Source organism: Actinomyces sp. oral taxon 897, from assembly GCF_002999235.1.
In the GTDB taxonomy this organism is placed as follows: Bacteria; Actinomycetota; Actinomycetes; order Actinomycetales; family Actinomycetaceae; genus Actinomyces.
Window position 1 is genome coordinate 2684761 of record NZ_CP027236.1, and the last position, 16225, is coordinate 2700985.

Here is a 16225-nt window from a genome sequence, read left to right on the forward strand (position 1 = left end):
TCGTCACGAAGGGCGGCTGGCCCGCCATGTGGGAGTCTTAATGCACCTAGCGGTGCGGGGTGCTCCCTGACTCGCCGTTATCTGTATCGCCGGCGCTGCTGGCGTTCAGTCTTAATGCACCTAGCGGTGCGGGGTGCTCCCTGACTCGCCGTTATCTGTATCGCCGGCGCTGCTGGCGTTCAGTCTTAATGCACCTAGCGGTGCGGGGTGCTCCCTGACGGAGCGAGCCTGATGAGTGCCATTGAACGGTTCCCTGTCTTAATGCACCTAGCGGTGCGGGGTGCTCCCTGACCCCTGCCTCTGGGAGCCGCGTGATTGCAACGTTTCCAGGGGCTGGATCGCCACCGGCCCTGTGGGGCCCTTCCGGCAGGTGGCTGGAGCACCCCATTTCTACCACCTTTCGTTGGTATGACGCCACTCGCCACCGACGGCCCCAGAGGCGGATCCGGCGCCGGCTTTGGACGAGACCATGCGGAAAAGTGGCAGTCAGACGGGGTGTCCCGCACCACATTGATGGTGACCAACGTCACAAGTTCGGCCAGCCTCAAGCGTGGTTCTCAACCCCGCGGGCACCCGCACCTACGCCCCCTCCCCTCATCAGATCCCCCGGTACAAACCCTAGCTGTGCGACCTCCTGGCCTTCTCCGCTTTTCTGGCCGCCTTGGCCGCGGCCTTCTTAACCGCCTTGCGCGTGCCCTTCCCGGTCTTACCGAGCTTAGCGGCCTTTCCGCCCTTGGAGGGCTTCCCGGCGCTCTTGGATCCCTTCCCTCCCTTACCCGGATGCTTCCCGGCGTCGTCGGCCACCTGCTGGGCAGCCGGGCTGGCAGCACCACCCGAGCCAGCCCCCACGGACTGGGCCGGGGCGGCCCCGGGAGCAGCCCCCGGCGCGGGGGCGGGCGTCGGGGCGGGCTCGGCGGAGAACACCAGGATGGTGGCGGCGTCCTCGATAACGGTGATACGGGCGTCCACCTTGGCGAGCTTGGCCTGGATCCTGGCGTCGTAGCGGGCCAGGGCCTGCGGCGAGAGGGTGGCACGCACGCGGTCGCGCTCGGTGTCCACGTCAAAGCGGGCGGGTGGCCAGTGGACCTCGATCTCCGCCAGGGAGCGCAGCAGCATCTCGGTGACGGCCAGGCGCGAGTACCACTTGTTGTCCGCCGGGATGACGTACCAGGGGGCCTCCTCAAAGCTCGTGGCCCGCAGCACCCGCTCGTAGATGGACTGGTAGTTGAACCACTGCCCACGCACGTTCATGTCGTTACCGGAGTACTTCCAGCGCTTGTCCGGGCGGTCCACGCGCTCCAGCAGCCGTAGGCCCTGCTCCTCGTAGGAGACCATGAGGGCGATCTTGACGACCGTGGTGCCCTGGTCGATCAGCTGGCGCTCAAAGTCGTGGATCTGGCCGACGTACCGGTCGAACCCCTCGTCGTCCAGGGTGCCGGCCGCCCCGGGGACCAGCACGTCCTCGTAGTGGGAGCGGTCGAACAGCCCGATGGTGCCCGGCCCGGGCACGGCCTTCCAGATACGCCACAGGAAGTCGTGCTCCTTCTCCTCGGGGTGGGGGCCTTGAAGGCGGTCATCCGCACCCCCTGCGGGTCCACGAGCCCCATGACGTGACGCGCGATCCCGCCCTTGCCCGCGGTGTCCAGGCCCTGGGCGACCACCAGCACGCGACGGTCGGACCCCTCCTTGGCGGCGGCGAACAGCTTCTCCTGGAGCGCCCCGAGCAGGGGGGTGACCGCCGCGGTGTAGGCGACGGCGTCGGACTCGCTGCCCGCCCAGCCGGGGGTGGCGGCGCGGTCCATGGAGGCCAGGTGGAAGTGCTCGTCCACGCGCAGGGCCTCGCGCGGATCCTCCACCCACCGGTTGGTGGCTGTGCCCAGGACGATCTCCAGGGGATTGGCGTCCCCGTAGGCGTGCTTCTTGCCGTTCTTGCTCATGGCGTGCCTCCTGAGGCAGGGCGTGGGGCGACTGGCCTCCAGGGTATAGCAACCTGTGGGGAAAGTGTTGGAACTGAGCGGGTTTCCCGGATCTGACCAGGTCGACGCCGGGGCTCGACGTGTGCCAGGGGGGCGCCTGCTGGTGGCTTCCGGGATCTGGCGGTCAGGGCGGGGCCCGGCGTGTGCCAGGGGGCGTGGGTGCCGCGCTGTCCCGGCCCCGGATTCGTGCCCCCCACGTCGTGTGTGCCAGGGGGGGCGTGGGTGCTGCACCGGCAGCTCCCACGTCTGCCAGCACCGTGGTGCCTGGGTGCGGGTGGGTGACGGCGCCTCTGGCTGGACCCTGAGCCTGTCCCTAGCCGCATGGTGCCTGGGTAAGTACAGGTGGGTGGCGGCGGGAGGGCGCTCAGGCGTCGCAGGGAGCGGCGTGGTGCCGTGGTGGGGTGGGTAGTGCGGGTGCTGCGTCCAAGGTCCCAACTGGTGGTCGCGGACAGGCCCATCCACTGGGCCAGCTGGCGGAGTTGCACATTCTTTTTACAATCAGCGATCAGTAAACGGCGGAATCATGCGGATCTGCCAGACGGTCCGGGCCCGGGAAACAGGATGAATGTGCAACGACGTCCGAGTTGCACATTCATCTTGTCCCCGGACGCCTCCCGGGCCGGGAAATCGTTGGAATGACGCCACTGGCCCGGCCAGGGCCCCAGGATAAATGTGCAACTACCGGGTGCCTGCTGGCGGTCCCGCTGCTTTCCCGGTCTGTTGGTGCGGTCCACTATCCGGGTGCCTGCGGGCGCCTGCCGGCAAGGAGCCGTGGGCGCGCCTCGCCGCACGCTACCCGGGTGCCTGCCGACGGGGCACGCCCCGCGGGCGCCCCGTCCCCCAGGCACCAGGCCCGCCAGCACCCCGGCCAGGTCGGCGCGCCCCGCGGGCGTCTCCCGTAACCAGGTCCTGCCCTGCTCGCGCTAAGAAAGGGGCAGGGTGGTCCTCCTGGTGGGGGGCCGCCTGGGGTATGACCATTGCTGCTCGGGGTCGAGCAGGGGTGGTCCTCCTGGCGGGGGAGTGCCCGTGCCCTGCGGTTGGTGCGCCTGGCCCTGGCGGGGGCCGGTGCGGTGTCTAGCGGAACATTTTGTGCACAGGGTAACCGATTGCGCAGAAAGTGACCCGGATTCGTTACCTTCTGCGCAAAACGTCACCCTGTGCACAAAATGTCTCGCTCTGCACAAAATGTTCTCCTGCGCCGTTATCCCCTAATCCCTGGCGTGCCCGGTAGGTGAGGATACCGAGCACCCGGGCGACGCGCCGGGTGCCCTAATCCCTGGCGTGCCCGGTAGGCGCCCCGCGGGCCAGGGCGTAGGAGCACAGGTTCCCCCTGATCCTCGGTGTGCCCGGTAGGCGCGACGACCCCGCGCTGGGCCGAGCATGTCACGGCCCTAATCCCTGGCGTGCCCGGTAGGCGCTGGCCAGCCAGGCCCTCAATGGGCAGAGGGTAAGAGGGTAGCCCGATCCTCGGCGTGACCAGCTGGTGTGACCAGTAGGCACCCCCGCCCTGACCCCCGCAATCAGGTCCTTGCTCTGTCTACGTTATAAGTACCGTTCTCACGAGGAACAAGTACCGTTCTCGCGGCGAATAAGTACCGTTCTCGCGACTGGGTGCGGGCCCGGCGGGCGGTCAGCCCAGGATGGCCAGGTAGCAGGCCACGCACTGGCAGATCCAGGCGGCCACCGTGCACACGTGGAAGACCTCGTGGAAGCCGAACCAGCGGGGCAGCGGGTCGGGGTGCTTGCGGGCGTAGACCACGGCACCGGCCGTGTAGATGACGCCGCCGGCGATAATGAGCAGCACCGTGGCCGCCCCGCCCGCGCGCCAGAAGGTGGGCAGGAACCAGATGGCCACCCAGCCCAGGAGCACGTACAGGCCGGTGGACAGCCACCGGGGTGCCTTGGCCCACGCCAGGCAGGAGATGATCCCGCCCACGGCCCCGGCCCACACGATCCCCAGGACCAGGCGGGCCGTGCTCGTCGGCAGCAGGGCCACCGACAGGGGCGTGTAGGTGCCGGCGATGAGCAGGTAGATATTGGCGTGGTCGAGCTGCTGGAGGGTGCGACTGACCCGCTGGGGCCAGTGCCCGTTGCCAATGTGGTAGACCCCGGAGTTGGCGAAGAGCAGCAGGGAGCAGGTCAGGTAGACGGCGCACGCCCAGGCCAGGGGCGCCGTGGGGGCCAGGGCGGTCAGGGTGATGCAGGCTGACAGGGCCAGGGGCGCCGTGGCGGCGTGGATCCAGCCGCGCAGCCGGGGCTTGACGGCCAGGAAGGCCGCGTTGGCGCTCGCTGCTGCGGCACGCGCCTGGGCGGCGGCAATGCGGGCCTGGGCCGCTGCCGTGGAGGCGGCGGCGCTGGCGGCCTGGGTGGCTGAGGCCGCGGCCTGGGTGGCCGCCCGACTGGCGGCCTGGGTCGCGGCGCGGGCGGCCGCGCCAGCGGTCTCGGCAGGGGTCGGGCTGTGCGATGTCGAAGTCATGGCTCCTCCTCATGGCACGGCAGCCGTGCGAACGGCGTAACTTACGATTCCGTAAGTTACGGTACCGTAGGTTCCTGGGAGCGGCGACACCCTCGGCAGTGACCTACAACGCGATACGGTAGTGGTGGCGTCGGGCCCCCCGCACGCCGTCCCGGCACCCCCGCCCTGGCGTCAAGGAGAGGCATGGCACGCGACAACCTCCTCTACGAGATCTACGCGCGTCGACTGGCGTCCCAGGTGCCGCCCGAGCGCGTCCCCGCCCACGTCGGGGTCATCCTGGACGGCAACCGCCGCTGGGCCAGGGCCATGGGGTTCGTCGCCTCCCAGGGGCACCAGCGCGGCGCGGCCAAGATCGCCGACTTCCTCACCTGGGCTCGCGACGCCGGTGTGCGCGTGGTCACCCTGTGGCTGCTGAGCACGGACAACCTCGACCGCGACCCCGCCGAGCTGGCCCCGCTGCTGGACATTATCGCCACCGCCGTCGAGGGGCTGGCTGCCCAGGGCTGCTGGTGCCTGCGCCTGGTGGGGGCCGTGGAGCTCCTGCCCCAGGCCGTGGCCGTGCGCCTGCGCGACGCCGTCGCCCTCACCCAGGCCCCCCCCGACCCCGGCTCCGGGGCCCCGGGCGAGGCCCTCATGGAGGTCAATATCGCCGTCGGCTACGGGGGACGCCACGAGATCGCCGACGCCGTGCGGGCCATCCTGCGCGAGCGGGCCCAGGAGGGTGACACCCTGGAGGCGGTGGCCGCCTCCCTGACCGAGGAGGACATCTCCGCCCACCTCTACACCCGCGGGCAGCCCGACCCCGACCTGGTCATCCGCACCTCGGGGGAGCAGCGCCTGAGCGGTTTCATGCTGTGGCAGTCGGTCCACTCCGAGTTCTACTTCTGCGACGTCAACTGGCCGGCCTTCCGGCGCGTCGACTTCCTCCGGGCCCTGCGTGACTACGCCGGCCGCGAGCGCCGCCTGGGGCGCTAGCTGGCTCCCGGGCCGGGCCCGTCAGGCGGGCAGTCTGTCAGGCGGGTGGCTCGTCAGGAAGGCTTGTTAGGCGGAGCCGTCAGGCGGGCGGCCCGACGGCGCCATATACCGGACACCCGTACCACGCATCTGCGACAATGTGAGGACTACCATATGGAAAGGTCCTCATGATGCGCACCTACGTCCTGGACACCTCCGTCCTCCTGTCTGACCCCCGGGCGCTGACCCGCTTCGCCGAGCACGAGGTGGTCCTGCCCGTCGTCGTCATTACCGAGCTGGAGGGCAAGCGCCACCACCCCGAGCTCGGCTACTTCGCCCGCTGCGCCCTGCGGCTGCTGGACGCCCTGCGGGAGCGCTACGGCCGCCTGGACAGGCCCATCCCGGTCAACGACCACGGCGGCACCCTGCGCGTGGAGCTGGGCCACACCGACGCCACCGAGCTGCCCGAGGGGGTGCGGCTGGGGGACAACGACACCCGCGTCCTGTCGGTGGCCGCCGCCCTGGCCGCACGCGGCTCCCGGGTCACCGTGGTCTCCAAGGACCTGCCCATGCGCATTAAGGCCGCCTCCGTGGGCCTGGACGCCGACGAGTACCGCGCCCAGCTCGCCGTGGACTCCGGTTACACGGGCATGACCCGCGCCGTCCTCAGCGAGGAGGAGATGGCGCGCCTGTGGGAGGAGAACGTCCTGGACCCCGCCGACCTGGAGATCCCCGAGAGCCGCGAGGAGCTGGGCACCCAGTGCGTCAACACCGGCGTGGTGCTGACCTCACCGCGCGGCTCGGCCCTGGCCACCCTCACCCCCGCCGGCCTGCGGCCGGTGCGCGCTGGCCTGGAGGTCTTCGGCCTGCGCGGACGCAGCGCCGAGCAGCGCGTGGGCCTGGACCACCTGCTCAACCCCGATATCGGCATTGTCTCCCTGGGTGGGCGCGCCGGCACCGGCAAGTCCGCCCTGGCCCTGTGCGCGGGGCTCGACGCCGTGGTCAACCGCCAGGAGCACCGCAAGGTCATGGTCTTCCGGCCCCTGTACGCCGTGGGCGGGCAGACCCTGGGCTTCCTGCCCGGCAACGACGCCGAGAAGATGGCGCCCTGGTCCGAGGCGGTCTTTGACACCCTGTCCTCGGTGGTGGCGCCCTCCCGCATCGACCAGGTCCTGGCCAACAAGCAGATCGAGGTCCTGCCCCTGACCCACATCCGGGGCCGCAGCCTCCACGACGCCTTCGTCATTGTGGACGAGGCCCAGTCCCTGGAGCGCAATGTCCTGCTCACCGTGCTCTCCCGCGTGGGCCAGAACTCCAAGGTGGTCCTCACCCACGACGTCGCCCAGCGCGACAACCTGCGCGTGGGCCGGTGGGACGGGGTGGCCGCGGTCATTGAGGTCCTCAAGGGGCACTCGATCTTCGCCCATGTGGACCTGGTGCGTACCGAGCGCAGCGAGATCGCCGAGCTGGTGGCGAACCTCCTGGACGAGGTGCCCCTGTACTGAGGCGCTGCACTGAGGTTTCCTTGTACTGAGTACCGAGGCGCTCCTGGTGTACTGCAAGGCGTTGTTCGCCGGTCCTGCCCGAGGTGGCGCGGGCGGCGCCTGCCTCGCCCGGGGGCGGCGGGTGGGACGTTGGGTGGCTCCTGGGTCAGGGCCTGACGGCCGCCTCGCCCGGGGATGGCGGGTGGGACTGGTGAGACTGGTGGGACGGGACCAGCGGGTCCGGTGGCGGGGCCGGCGGGGTTACCCGGGCTGTGCCCATTGCCAGGGCGGGCCTGGGCGCCGGTGAGGAGGCGCGTGCCAGCCCAGGGTGAGGAGGCGCGCGCCAGCCCAGGGGGCAGACGACGGCGCCTGCGGCAGAGGTCGCAGGCACCGTCGTGGCACTTAGTGCAGCCCCGGGTGCGCCAAGGGCGGACCGGAGGGGCGGGGCACTGGGCTAGGGCCAGCGCCTGGGCTCAGTGCTACAGGGCGCTGGCCACGGGCCCAGCCCCCGGCGGCTCAGAGCTCGGCGCGGGTGGGCGGGTTCGCGCCGGTCCGTGAGACGGTAATGTCCGCGATCCGGCTGGCGTGGGTGACGATCCGCTCCAGGGTGGCGGCGTCGATGGAACGCAGCGCCTCCCTGCGGTCCGCACCCACCAGGCCCTCGCTCCACAGGGCGTCCTCGAGGCCGCCCATGAAGGAGTCCCCGGCGCCGACCGTGTCGGCCACCACAATGTCCGGGTTCGAGGGGACCTCCAGGCGCAGCCCGGAGGCGGTCAGGGCCAGCGATCCGCGCTTGCCGCGGGTGAGGACCACAATGGCCACGCCCGTCTTCAGCCAGGTGCGGGCCACGGACTCGATCGCCTCGTCGTCGTGCTTGTCCAAGCCGTAGAACCAGGCCACGTCCTCGTCGGAGCACTTGACCAGATCGGACACGGCCACAATGCTCTCCACCGTCTTGCGGGCGGCCTCGGGCTCGCCCATGAGCTGGGGGCGGGCGTTGGGGTCGTAGCAGATGGTAGAGGTGGCGTGGAAGTCGCTCAGGACCTGGCGCACGGTGCTCGCGCCGGGCTCCAGGACGGCCGCGATGGACCCGGCGTGCACCAGCAGGGGCGCCTCGGACTCCTCGCGCTCGGGGTAGGGCGGGTTCCAGTCGAGGTCGAAGACGTAGGTGGCGGCCCGGTCCTCACCAATGGTGGCCTGGGCGGTGGAGGTGCGCTCGGCGCCGTCGGAGCCGGAGGTCAGGCGGACCCCGGAGGCCTCCAGGTGGGCGCGTACGACCTGGCCGCGCGGGTCGGTGCCGATCCAGCAGTCGAGCTCGGCGTCTCGGCCCAGGCGGGCCAGGCCCAGGGCCACGTTCGCCGGGGAGCCGCCGGGGACGTCAACAGGTTCGGCTCCGGGGTGGATAACGACGTCGACGAGGGCCTCACCGATAATGAGGGCGGTTCCTTCGCGGCCGGGGGCGGTAGTGGTCACAGCTGGCTCCTTGTGCTCGTGGGGTGGGGGTGACGGCGGTCCCCGCCCGCCGGTGCGGCCGACGGGCGGGTGTCTCAGGAGGTGGGACTGGTGCGCTCGGTGACGGCGGCGAGGCGGGCGCGGGCCTCGTCGAGCCAGGACTGGCAGCGCGCGGCGAGGGCCTCGCCACGCTCCCACAGCGCCAGGGCGTCCTCAAGGGGCACCTGGCCGGCCTCGAGGCGCTGGACGACGCTGACGAGCTCCTCACGCGCCTGCTCGTAGGAGAGCTGGGCGACGTCCTCGTTGGCGGGGCCGGAGGGGCTGGCAGGGTCAGTCAGGCTCATGACAGGGATTCTCGCACGCCCTACCCCGGTCATGGGGGGACTTGCGCCCCCAAAGTCCGCCTGGATTCGTCTCCTGGCAGACCCGGGCGGGTGGGACCCCGCCATCCCGGGCGCGTCACCGCACTCCGTCCGCCCAGCGTCCCCCGGGTTGGCCTATTCGCGTCGGCGTTGACGCCCGTGGAAATTGCGTCCGCCCAGCGTCCCCCGGGTCGGCCTCCGGTCTGCCCATCCAGTCAGCCCCGGTGGATCCCTCAGCCAGCCTCTTGGTGGGCCCCTCAGCCCACCCCCGGGGTGGTTGGTGGCCCCCGCTCGGCTCCTTGACCGGTCCCCGGTCGGTAGGCCCCGGTGGGCCCTGGGTCGGCCCCTTAGTCGGTCCCCGGCCCCGGGGCGGGCTTGGTGGCCCCCACGACCTGGGCCACCAGGCGCCCGGAGGCGAGCACGCCCTCCAGCAGGTCGCCCTTCCTCACGTCCTGGGCGCTGGTGACCAGACCGCCGCCGGGCTTGCGCAGGATCGCGTAGCCGCGGTCCAGCACCGCCTGGGGGGACAGCGCCGTCAGCCGGGCGTGCTCGGCGCGCAGGTCCGCCCCGGCCAGGGCCAGCGTCTGGGCCAGGGCGCGGCGCACCCGCTCCACGCCCGCCTCCACCTCGGCCGACCGCTCGCGCACCATGGTCCCCGGGTCGGCCATGACGGGGCGGGCCCGCAGCCGGTCCAGGCCCGACTGCTCCCGCTCCAGGAGGGTGCCCAGCCAGGACCGCAGGCGCTCGCGGGCGCCGTCCAGGCCCACGGTCTCCTGGGCCAGGTCGGGCACGACGCGCCGGGCGGCGTCGGTGGGGGTGGAGGCGCGGTAGTCGGCCACCAGGTCCAGCAGGGGGCAGTCGGTCTCGTGCCCGATGGCGCTGACCAGGGGCGTGCGGCAGGCGGCGGCCGCGCGCACCAGCCCCTCGTCGGAGAAGGGCAGCAGGTCCTCCACGGCCCCGCCCCCACGGGCCACCACGATGACGTCCACGTGCTCGATCGCGTCGAGCTCGCGGATAGCGGCACTCACCTCCCGCACTGCGCCAGCCCCCTGGACGGCCACCTCGCGGATCTCGAAGGGGATCCCCGGCCAGCGCGCCCGGGCGTTGACCACGACGTCGTCCTCGGCCTTGGCCTGGCGCCCGCACACCAGCCCCACGCAGCGCGGCAGGAAGGGCAGGGGCCGCTTGCGGCTGGCGTCGAACAGGCCCTCGGCGGCCAGGACGCGGCGCAGCGCCTCAATACGCGCCAGGAGGTCGCCCACGCCCACGGGGCGGATGTCGTCGGCCTGGAGCTGGAGGGAGCCGCGCTTGGCCCAGAAGGTGGGCCTGGCGTGGACCACGACGCGGGCCCCCACCTCCAGGGGCGCCCCCAGGCCGGTCTCGATGGCGGCCACCACCCGCGAGTAGACGGCGACGTTGAGACTCATGTCCGCCTCGGTGTCCCGCAGGGTGAGGAACTGCATGCCCGCCCCGGGGCGCCGGTTGAGCTGGACCACCTGCCCCTCGACCCACACGTGCGTCATACGGGCCACGTACTCGTCGATCTTGCTGCTCAGCAGCCGCAGCGGCCAGGGGTTGTCGGCGGTGGTCAGGTTGGCGCGGGGGGCGAGGGCGCGCGCGGCGGGGCTGGCGTCGGGTGTCACGTGCACCACTGTGCCACGTCCGGCCCCGGGGGCGGCGTTAGTGTGGGGGTGTGACTCCGACTCAGGGGACGACGGTGGGGCCCGCCGTCGCCCAGGCTCCAGATCCCGCGTCGCGTACCCTCCCCGCCACCCAGGTCCCGGACGACCGTGCCTCTGCACCGGCCCCGACGCCGCCAGGTACTGAGGTCCCAGAGGGCGGACCTGCTCCCGAGGGCGCCCCGGCGCCGGTCACGGAAGGAGCCCCGGCGCCGGGCGGCACGGGTAAGCGCCTTCTCCTGGCCGCCCCCCGAGGCTACTGCGCGGGCGTGGACCGGGCGGTCGACGTCGTCGAGCAGGCCCTGGCCCACTACGGCGCCCCCGTGTACGTGCGCAAGGAGATCGTCCACAACAGGTACGTGGTGGAGGCCCTGTCCCGGCGCGGCGCCGTGTTCGTCTCCGAGACCGACGAGGTGCCCGAGGGTGCCCGGGTCGTCTTCTCCGCCCACGGCGTCTCCCCGGCCGTCCACGCCCAGGCCGCGGCCCGCCACCTGGCGACCATTGACGCCACCTGCCCCCTGGTGAGCAAGGTCCACAAGCAGGCGATCCGCTTCGCCAAGGAGGACTACGACATTATCCTGGTGGGGCACACCGGGCACGAGGAGGTCGAGGGCACCCAGGGGGAGGCCCCCGAGCGCATCCAGGTGGTCAACGGCCCCCACGAGGTGGACCAGGTCCAGGTGCGCGACCCGCAGAAGGTGGTGTGGATCAGCCAGACCACGCTCAGCGTGGACGAGACCCTGGAGACCGTGCGTCTCCTGCGTGAGCGCTTCCCCGCCCTGGCTGATCCGCCGGGGGACGACATCTGCTACGCCACCCAGAACCGGCAGGGCGCCGTCAAGGCCCTGGCCCCCCGGTGCGACGTCGTCATCGTGGTGGGCAGCGGCAACTCCTCCAACTCCGTGCGCCTCAAGGAGGTGGCCAAGGAGGCCGGCGCCGGGGCCAGCTACCGGGTGGACTTCGCCCGGGAGATCGACCCCGCCTGGGTGGCCGGGGCCACCACGGTGGGCCTGACCAGCGGCGCCTCGGTGCCGGACATCCTGGTGCGGGAGGTCATCGAGCGCCTGGGGGAGCTGGGCTTTGACGACGTCGAGGAGGTGCGCACGGCCACGGAGAAGATCACCTTCGCCCTGCCCAGGAACCTGCGCATGGACATTAAGGCCGCTGGCGGCGCCCCCGCCCACGCCCGGCGCGTGCCCGCCGCGGACCACACCTGCTGACGGCTGCCGTGAGCGCCGCGACGTCCGCCTCCCGGCCCCGGGCCCTGGGTGCCCGCTACCGCCTGGAGCGTCTCCTGGGACGGGGCGCCATGGGGGAGGTGTGGCTCGGCGAGGAGACCGCCTCCGGCCGGAAGGTGGCGGCCAAGCTCCTGCGTCCCGAGCACCTGGAGGACCCGGGGCTGGTGGACCGGTTCGTGCGGGAGCGCTCGATCCTCCTGGGCCTGCGGGATCCGGGGATCGTGTCGGTGACGGACCTGGTGGTGGACGGCGACGACCTGGCCATTGTCATGGACTACCTGGACGGCGGCTCCCTGCGCGGGGTCCTGCGCGACCGGGGTGCGCTGGCACCGGCCCTGGCTGCCGGCCTGGCCCTGCGGGTCCTGGAGGCCCTGGCCCACGCCCACGCCCAGGGGGTGGTCCACCGGGACGTCAAGCCGGACAACGTGCTCCTGGCCTCCGGCTGGGAGCGCTGCGCGCCCGGCGACGTACGCCTGAGCGACTTCGGGGTCGCCCGGCTCGTGGGCGACGGCGCTCGCACCGCCTCGGGGGTGCTGGGGACGCCCGCGTACATGTCGCCCGAGCTCATTGAGCACGGCTCCTGCGGGCCGGAGGGGGACGTCTACGGCGCGGGCGTCCTCCTCTACGAGCTCCTGGCCGGGCGCACGCCCTTCGAGGGCGCCGGGACCGACTTCACGGTGGCGCACCGCCACCTCACGCAGGCGCCCCCGCCCCTGGACGTGGGGGAGGGGCTCTGGGGGCTCCTGGAGACGCTGCTGGCCAAGGACCCGCTCCGGCGGCCGGGTGCGGCCGACGCCGCTGCCCGCCTGGCCAGCCTGCTCCCGGACCTGGGGACCCGGGCCCTGGAGGACGTGCTGGCCAGCGCGCAGGACGCCGAGCTGGACGATAAGCCGGACGGCGCCCGGTCCCAGGACGCGCCGGACGCCGAGCCGGATAACGTCCGGTCCCAGGAGACGCAGGACGACGAGCCGGTGCCCACGCACGTGCCCACTCTTGTGCGCCCCCGCCCTCTTGCGGCCGGAGGCGAGTCCGGCCCGGGCGGGAAGGACGACGTCGATACTGAGAGCGGGTCCGGTGCCGAGGGGGAGGACGGTACCAAGGAGGAGGCCGGTACCGGGCCAGGGCCGGGCGGCTTGGCCCGGGCCAGGGCCGGTCTGGCCTCCGGGGCCCGCAGGCTGCTGGCACTGCGCCCGGGCGCCGCACCTTCGGCGGACTCCCCGCAGGCCGAGCCGGATCCTGAGCCCGAGCCGCCCCTGCCCGACCTGGGCCAGGCGCCCCAGGAGACCGTGGTGCGTCTGCTGCCCTCAGGCCGTCAGGAGTCGACCGGGTCCGCCCCGCCTGCCGAGCCCGCCGCCCCCACCTGGCGTGAGCGGGTCAGGCGGTTCCTGTCAGGGCCGCGGCGACGCCTGGCGGTCGTGGCCGTGGGGCTGGTCCTGGTCCTGGCGGGCGGGGTTCTCCTCGCCCACGCCCTCTGGGCCGCCGACCCGGGCGGGGGACCCAGCGCCGAGGCCACGGTGAGCAGCACCCCGGAGGCGGCGTCGGCCTCGCTGCGCGGCCAGGCGACCCCCACGGGCCTGAGCACCGACCGCCAGGCGAGTGTGGACCCGCGAACGGGCAAGGTGGTCCTCACCATCACCTACTCGGCGCAGTCGGCCCCGCTGACCGGCCCCTTCCTGGAGGTCATTCCCCCGCTGGAGGAGGGCGGCAGCTGCCCGGCCACCAGCTGGCCGGGAGGGAAGCCGGACCCGAACCTGCCCAGCGTCACCGGGATCTCGACCCCGTGCGCCTGGAGCGTGGAGGCCGGGACCGTCCCCGCCCAGGGGGTGGCGAGCGTGGACGTCGTGGTCTCCCTACCCCTGCCGGCTACGGGAACCCAGGCCGCGCTGGAGCAGTGGCTGCGCGGCGCCCAGACGGCTACGCAGGCGGCCCTGGCCGACCCGCACGTGGTCTCCACCTCCTACCCCGTTCAGCGGCTGGCCGGTGTTGACGTGGTGGTGGCCTCCCAGGTGGTCACCGGCTCGCCGCTGACGGTCACGCTCCTGCCCGTGTGGCCCTCGGGGGCGGACGCGGTCCACCCTCTGTACGTGAGTCCTTCCGCGGGCGCGCCCTCCACGCTCCTGACGGCGGTGGCGGGCGGGGCCTCCGGGGTGTCGTTCGCCGACGGCTGCGCCGGGGCCCTGGTGGTCTCGGCGGACGGCCTGAACGTGGTCACCGTGGGGGCCGCGCCCCAGTGCGTGGTCAGGGCGCGGGTAGGCAACCTGGGTGACCTGGTCTCCAACACCTTCGCCGTGGTGGGCCACGGGAGCTGAGGGCGTGGGCGGCCGGGCATCTCGCCCCGGCAGGCGTCCGGGCGGGCCGGGAGCCGAGACGTACATTTTGTGTACAGGGGGACGTTTTGCGCAGAAAGTAACCAATCGAGGTTACTTTCTGCGCAATCGGTTACCCTGTGCACAAAATGTTCCGCTACGTGATTGGGGCATACCCTCCTGAGCAGTGGGGCCGCCCCGGTCAGCAGGGCGTCGGACGCCGATGTCCAGGTGCTCCCCGACGGCGCGTATGGCAGCGAGGTCTCCCGGGACTTAGTCCCTGCCCGCATCTCCTCGGCTGTTTTCCGTGTCTCGGGTCAGGCTTTGCGGTTGTGCGGTAGCAGGCTTCTTACCATATGCCGCAACGTACCTCGGGCCGACCGCGGGTGCGGACCGGTCTCGGAGTAGGCGATAATGGTGGCGTCGGTGTCCCAGGTGGGTAGGTTGTCCTCAATGATCTCCTCGGAGACGTCGCCTGGGTAACCGTAGGAGGGGAGTGGGTCTATTATGTGGGGGACGTTCAGGAGGAAGAACTGGAGCCTGGGTGCGGTAAAGCTGAAGTACCAGTCGCCGACGTACTCGACCGAGATCTCGAGTTGCACCCCGTCCTCCAGTCTTCTCATCCTGTTGCAGCCCATGGGTCTGCCTATCGGTGAGGGGGGTCGTGCATGGGGGTGCTGGGGGAAGGCCAGGTCGTGGAAGCCGTGGCCGACCAGGAGCGCCGCGTTGCTCCCGAGGTAGTAGTCCGCGCTCCTCATGTCGAGGAGGACCATAATCTCTATGCGACGCACGTCGATCAGGAGGTCCAGGATACCCGCGCCCGACAGGGCGCAGTCGCACACGAGCGGGTCCTCCTCACCGAGAGAGGACAACGACGGAAGGGCACCAGTATCCGTCACCCTCGGCAGCTGCCTGATCCTCACCACTTAGATCACCAGCGTGTTCACGGGTGTGACCAGGAGTCCCGGGGTGGATAATCCAGGGTTGTTATTATGTGGCGCGTTTCTTGCCGCGTCGTCATCTCCGGTCTGCATAGACGAATGATAACACTCTTCGTCAGGACTGCGTGCAGTGAGCTCCTGGGTGTTGTTCTCCTGGACGCGGTCGCGTGATGGCGCGCCGCAGTTCTGCCATGCTGAATGACTCCGGGTCGAGGCAGGTGACGTCGAGCCTGGTCTTGAGGCACTGGACGAGAATGTCCGTGTCGCAGCGCATCTCGGGCTGGTCCAGGGTCCTGAGTGTGACCACGTGCAGTGGGTAGGGCCAGTAGGTGCAGGAGAGCTGGTCGGTGCGGACGAGGAGGGGGAGACCGGTGTTGAGGCATCCCACCCACGTCCCGTTCCTGTTGATCGTGAGCCACCCTGAGCCGGTGTCCTCCTCGGTCTCCACCCCCATGGTCAGTGACATGATCCAGCAGGTCATGGACGCCAGGGAGTGGGACCAGTTCCTGTCCTTGGTGTCCCATGCGGTCCACAGCGGGGCCATAATATCGGTCATTGCCCCCTGCCGGTCAGCCTCTTCTGGCCCCTGCGGCTCGTTCTTGCGCCGCAGGGAGTGTCCTGGTCCTATTGCGTGGTACCATGTCATATTATCTCACCGTCCCAGGTTATCTATAGTGTGCTGTAGTTCCTCAGGCTGGTTCTATGCCGGGGCGGCGGGTAGGCCCAGGAGATTCGAGGAGACCTGCTTGCGGTGTCCCATTTGCGGCGAGCAGGTCTCCACCCGGGGCCCGGGCGTAAGATGACGACGGCTCGTCTGGAGCGCGTGTGGCGTTCTGCCTGGCTGCCGTGCCCTCTGGGCAGTTTAGACGGTGGCATACCACAGCTCCGTCGCGCTGAAGGAACTCGAGTCAAAAAACGGATTGAACTCGGTCTTGAAGCACTGAATGAGGACGTCCGTGTCGCAGCGCATCTCAGGCTGGTCCGGGGTCCTTAAGACTATCACTTGCAGCGGGTAGGGCCAGCAGGTGCAGGAGAGCTGGTCGGTACGGACGAGGAGGGGGATGTCGGCGTTGAGGTATCCCGCCCACGTCCCGTTCCTGTTGATCGTGAGCCACCCCTCGTCGGGGTCCCAGTCGAGTTCCACGTCCATAGCCAGCGACATGGCCCAGACCGTTAAGGACGCGAGGGTGCGGGACCACTCGTCCCTGGTCCTCCATGCGGCCTGCAGCGGGATCATAATATCGATCGGCGCCCTCTTCACCGGTCCAGGTCCTCTTGGTCTGCGTGGAATGCTCCTGGGCCACACGGAATAACTCAGCCTCCTCGCGCAATGACATCTGCTTTTTGCTGTCCCGGA

The 16225-nt window shown here is 71.1% G+C and carries 11 protein-coding genes, 1 pseudogene and 1 CRISPR repeat array (1 of these 13 cut by a window edge); of the genes and pseudogenes, 4 read left to right on the plus strand and 8 right to left on the minus strand.

All coding sequences use genetic code 11. From position 1 onward, the window contains the following. Positions 1 to 292: a CRISPR direct-repeat array (repeat unit 37 nt; unit sequence GTCTTAATGCACCTAGCGGTGCGGGGTGCTCCCTGAC) (it extends 255 nt beyond the left edge of the window). A gap of 326 nt (positions 293 to 618) precedes the next feature. Both C3V41_RS10585 and trhA read right to left on the minus strand, forming a co-directional pair. Then, positions 619 to 1937, minus strand: a pseudogene (locus C3V41_RS10585) (PPK2 family polyphosphate kinase). Positions 1938 to 3606: 1669 nt separating this feature from the next. Continuing rightward, positions 3607 to 4452 carry a PAQR family membrane homeostasis protein TrhA gene (trhA, locus tag C3V41_RS10590; protein WP_106110223.1) on the minus strand — a complete coding sequence of 282 codons (846 nt, stop codon included), beginning with the start codon at positions 4450 to 4452 and terminating at the stop codon, positions 3607 to 3609. Positions 4453 to 4635: 183 nt separating this feature from the next. Here trhA and uppS point away from each other — a divergent pair, with 183 nt between their 5' ends. Further along, positions 4636 to 5427, plus strand: coding sequence for a polyprenyl diphosphate synthase (uppS, locus tag C3V41_RS10595; RefSeq protein ID WP_106110224.1), 792 nt, complete (start codon positions 4636 to 4638; stop codon positions 5425 to 5427). A 170-nt stretch (positions 5428 to 5597) separates the two neighbouring features. Further along, complete coding sequence (locus C3V41_RS10600; RefSeq protein WP_106110816.1) at positions 5598 to 6911, plus strand: PhoH family protein; 1314 nt, start codon at positions 5598 to 5600, stop codon at positions 6909 to 6911. A 495-nt stretch (positions 6912 to 7406) separates the two neighbouring features. Here C3V41_RS10600 and C3V41_RS10605 read toward each other — a convergent pair whose 3' ends face one another. The 3 genes from C3V41_RS10605 to xseA form a co-directional block, all read right to left on the minus strand. After that, positions 7407 to 8363 (minus strand): carbohydrate kinase family protein, encoded by a 957-nt coding sequence (locus tag C3V41_RS10605; protein ID WP_106110225.1) that lies wholly within the window; start codon positions 8361 to 8363, stop codon positions 7407 to 7409. Between the two features lie 74 nt (positions 8364 to 8437). Next, complete coding sequence (locus tag C3V41_RS10610; RefSeq protein WP_106110226.1) at positions 8438 to 8686, minus strand: exodeoxyribonuclease VII small subunit; 249 nt, start codon at positions 8684 to 8686, stop codon at positions 8438 to 8440. A 365-nt stretch (positions 8687 to 9051) separates the two neighbouring features. Then, positions 9052 to 10356, minus strand: a complete 1305-nt coding sequence (gene xseA, locus C3V41_RS10615) for an exodeoxyribonuclease VII large subunit (protein WP_106110227.1) — start codon at positions 10354 to 10356, stop codon at positions 9052 to 9054. Positions 10357 to 10622: 266 nt separating this feature from the next. Here xseA and C3V41_RS10620 point away from each other — a divergent pair, with 266 nt between their 5' ends. Together C3V41_RS10620 and C3V41_RS10625 are read left to right on the plus strand one after the other, a co-directional pair. Continuing rightward, positions 10623 to 11603 carry a 4-hydroxy-3-methylbut-2-enyl diphosphate reductase gene (locus C3V41_RS10620; RefSeq protein ID WP_254423751.1) on the plus strand — a complete coding sequence of 327 codons (981 nt, stop codon included), beginning with the start codon at positions 10623 to 10625 and terminating at the stop codon, positions 11601 to 11603. Between the two features lie 8 nt (positions 11604 to 11611). Beyond that, positions 11612 to 13930 (plus strand): serine/threonine-protein kinase, encoded by a 2319-nt coding sequence (locus tag C3V41_RS10625; RefSeq protein ID WP_106110229.1) that lies wholly within the window; start codon positions 11612 to 11614, stop codon positions 13928 to 13930. A gap of 314 nt (positions 13931 to 14244) precedes the next feature. On the opposite strand, the gene C3V41_RS10630 is transcribed toward C3V41_RS10625, so the two are convergent. The 3 genes from C3V41_RS10630 to C3V41_RS10640 all read right to left on the minus strand — a co-directional run bounded on the left by C3V41_RS10630 (position 14245) and on the right by C3V41_RS10640 (position 16105). After that, positions 14245 to 14850, minus strand: coding sequence for a hypothetical protein (locus tag C3V41_RS10630; RefSeq protein WP_129591575.1), 606 nt, complete (start codon positions 14848 to 14850; stop codon positions 14245 to 14247). A gap of 133 nt (positions 14851 to 14983) precedes the next feature. After that, entirely contained in the window at positions 14984 to 15424 is a 441-nt protein-coding gene (locus C3V41_RS10635) for a hypothetical protein (RefSeq protein WP_129591576.1), read from the minus strand. Positions 15425 to 15730: 306 nt separating this feature from the next. Further along, positions 15731 to 16105 carry a hypothetical protein gene (locus tag C3V41_RS10640; RefSeq protein WP_129591577.1) on the minus strand — a complete coding sequence of 125 codons (375 nt, stop codon included), beginning with the start codon at positions 16103 to 16105 and terminating at the stop codon, positions 15731 to 15733. Between the last annotated feature and the right edge of the window lie 120 nt (positions 16106 to 16225).

Excerpts from the sequence above, each read along its gene's own strand:
- trhA (WP_106110223.1), bottom strand. The coding sequence starts at position 4,452 with ATGACTTCGACATCGCACAGCCCGACCCCTGCCGAGACCGCTGGCGCG.
- uppS (WP_106110224.1), top strand. The coding sequence starts at position 4,636 with ATGGCACGCGACAACCTCCTCTACGAGATCTACGCGCGTCGACTGGCG.
- C3V41_RS10600 (WP_106110816.1), top strand. The coding sequence starts at position 5,598 with ATGCGCACCTACGTCCTGGACACCTCCGTCCTCCTGTCTGACCCCCGG.
- C3V41_RS10610 (WP_106110226.1), bottom strand. The coding sequence starts at position 8,686 with ATGAGCCTGACTGACCCTGCCAGCCCCTCCGGCCCCGCCAACGAGGAC.
- C3V41_RS10635 (WP_129591576.1), bottom strand. The coding sequence starts at position 15,424 with ATGACCGATATTATGGCCCCGCTGTGGACCGCATGGGACACCAAGGAC.
- C3V41_RS10640 (WP_129591577.1), bottom strand. The coding sequence starts at position 16,105 with ATGATCCCGCTGCAGGCCGCATGGAGGACCAGGGACGAGTGGTCCCGC.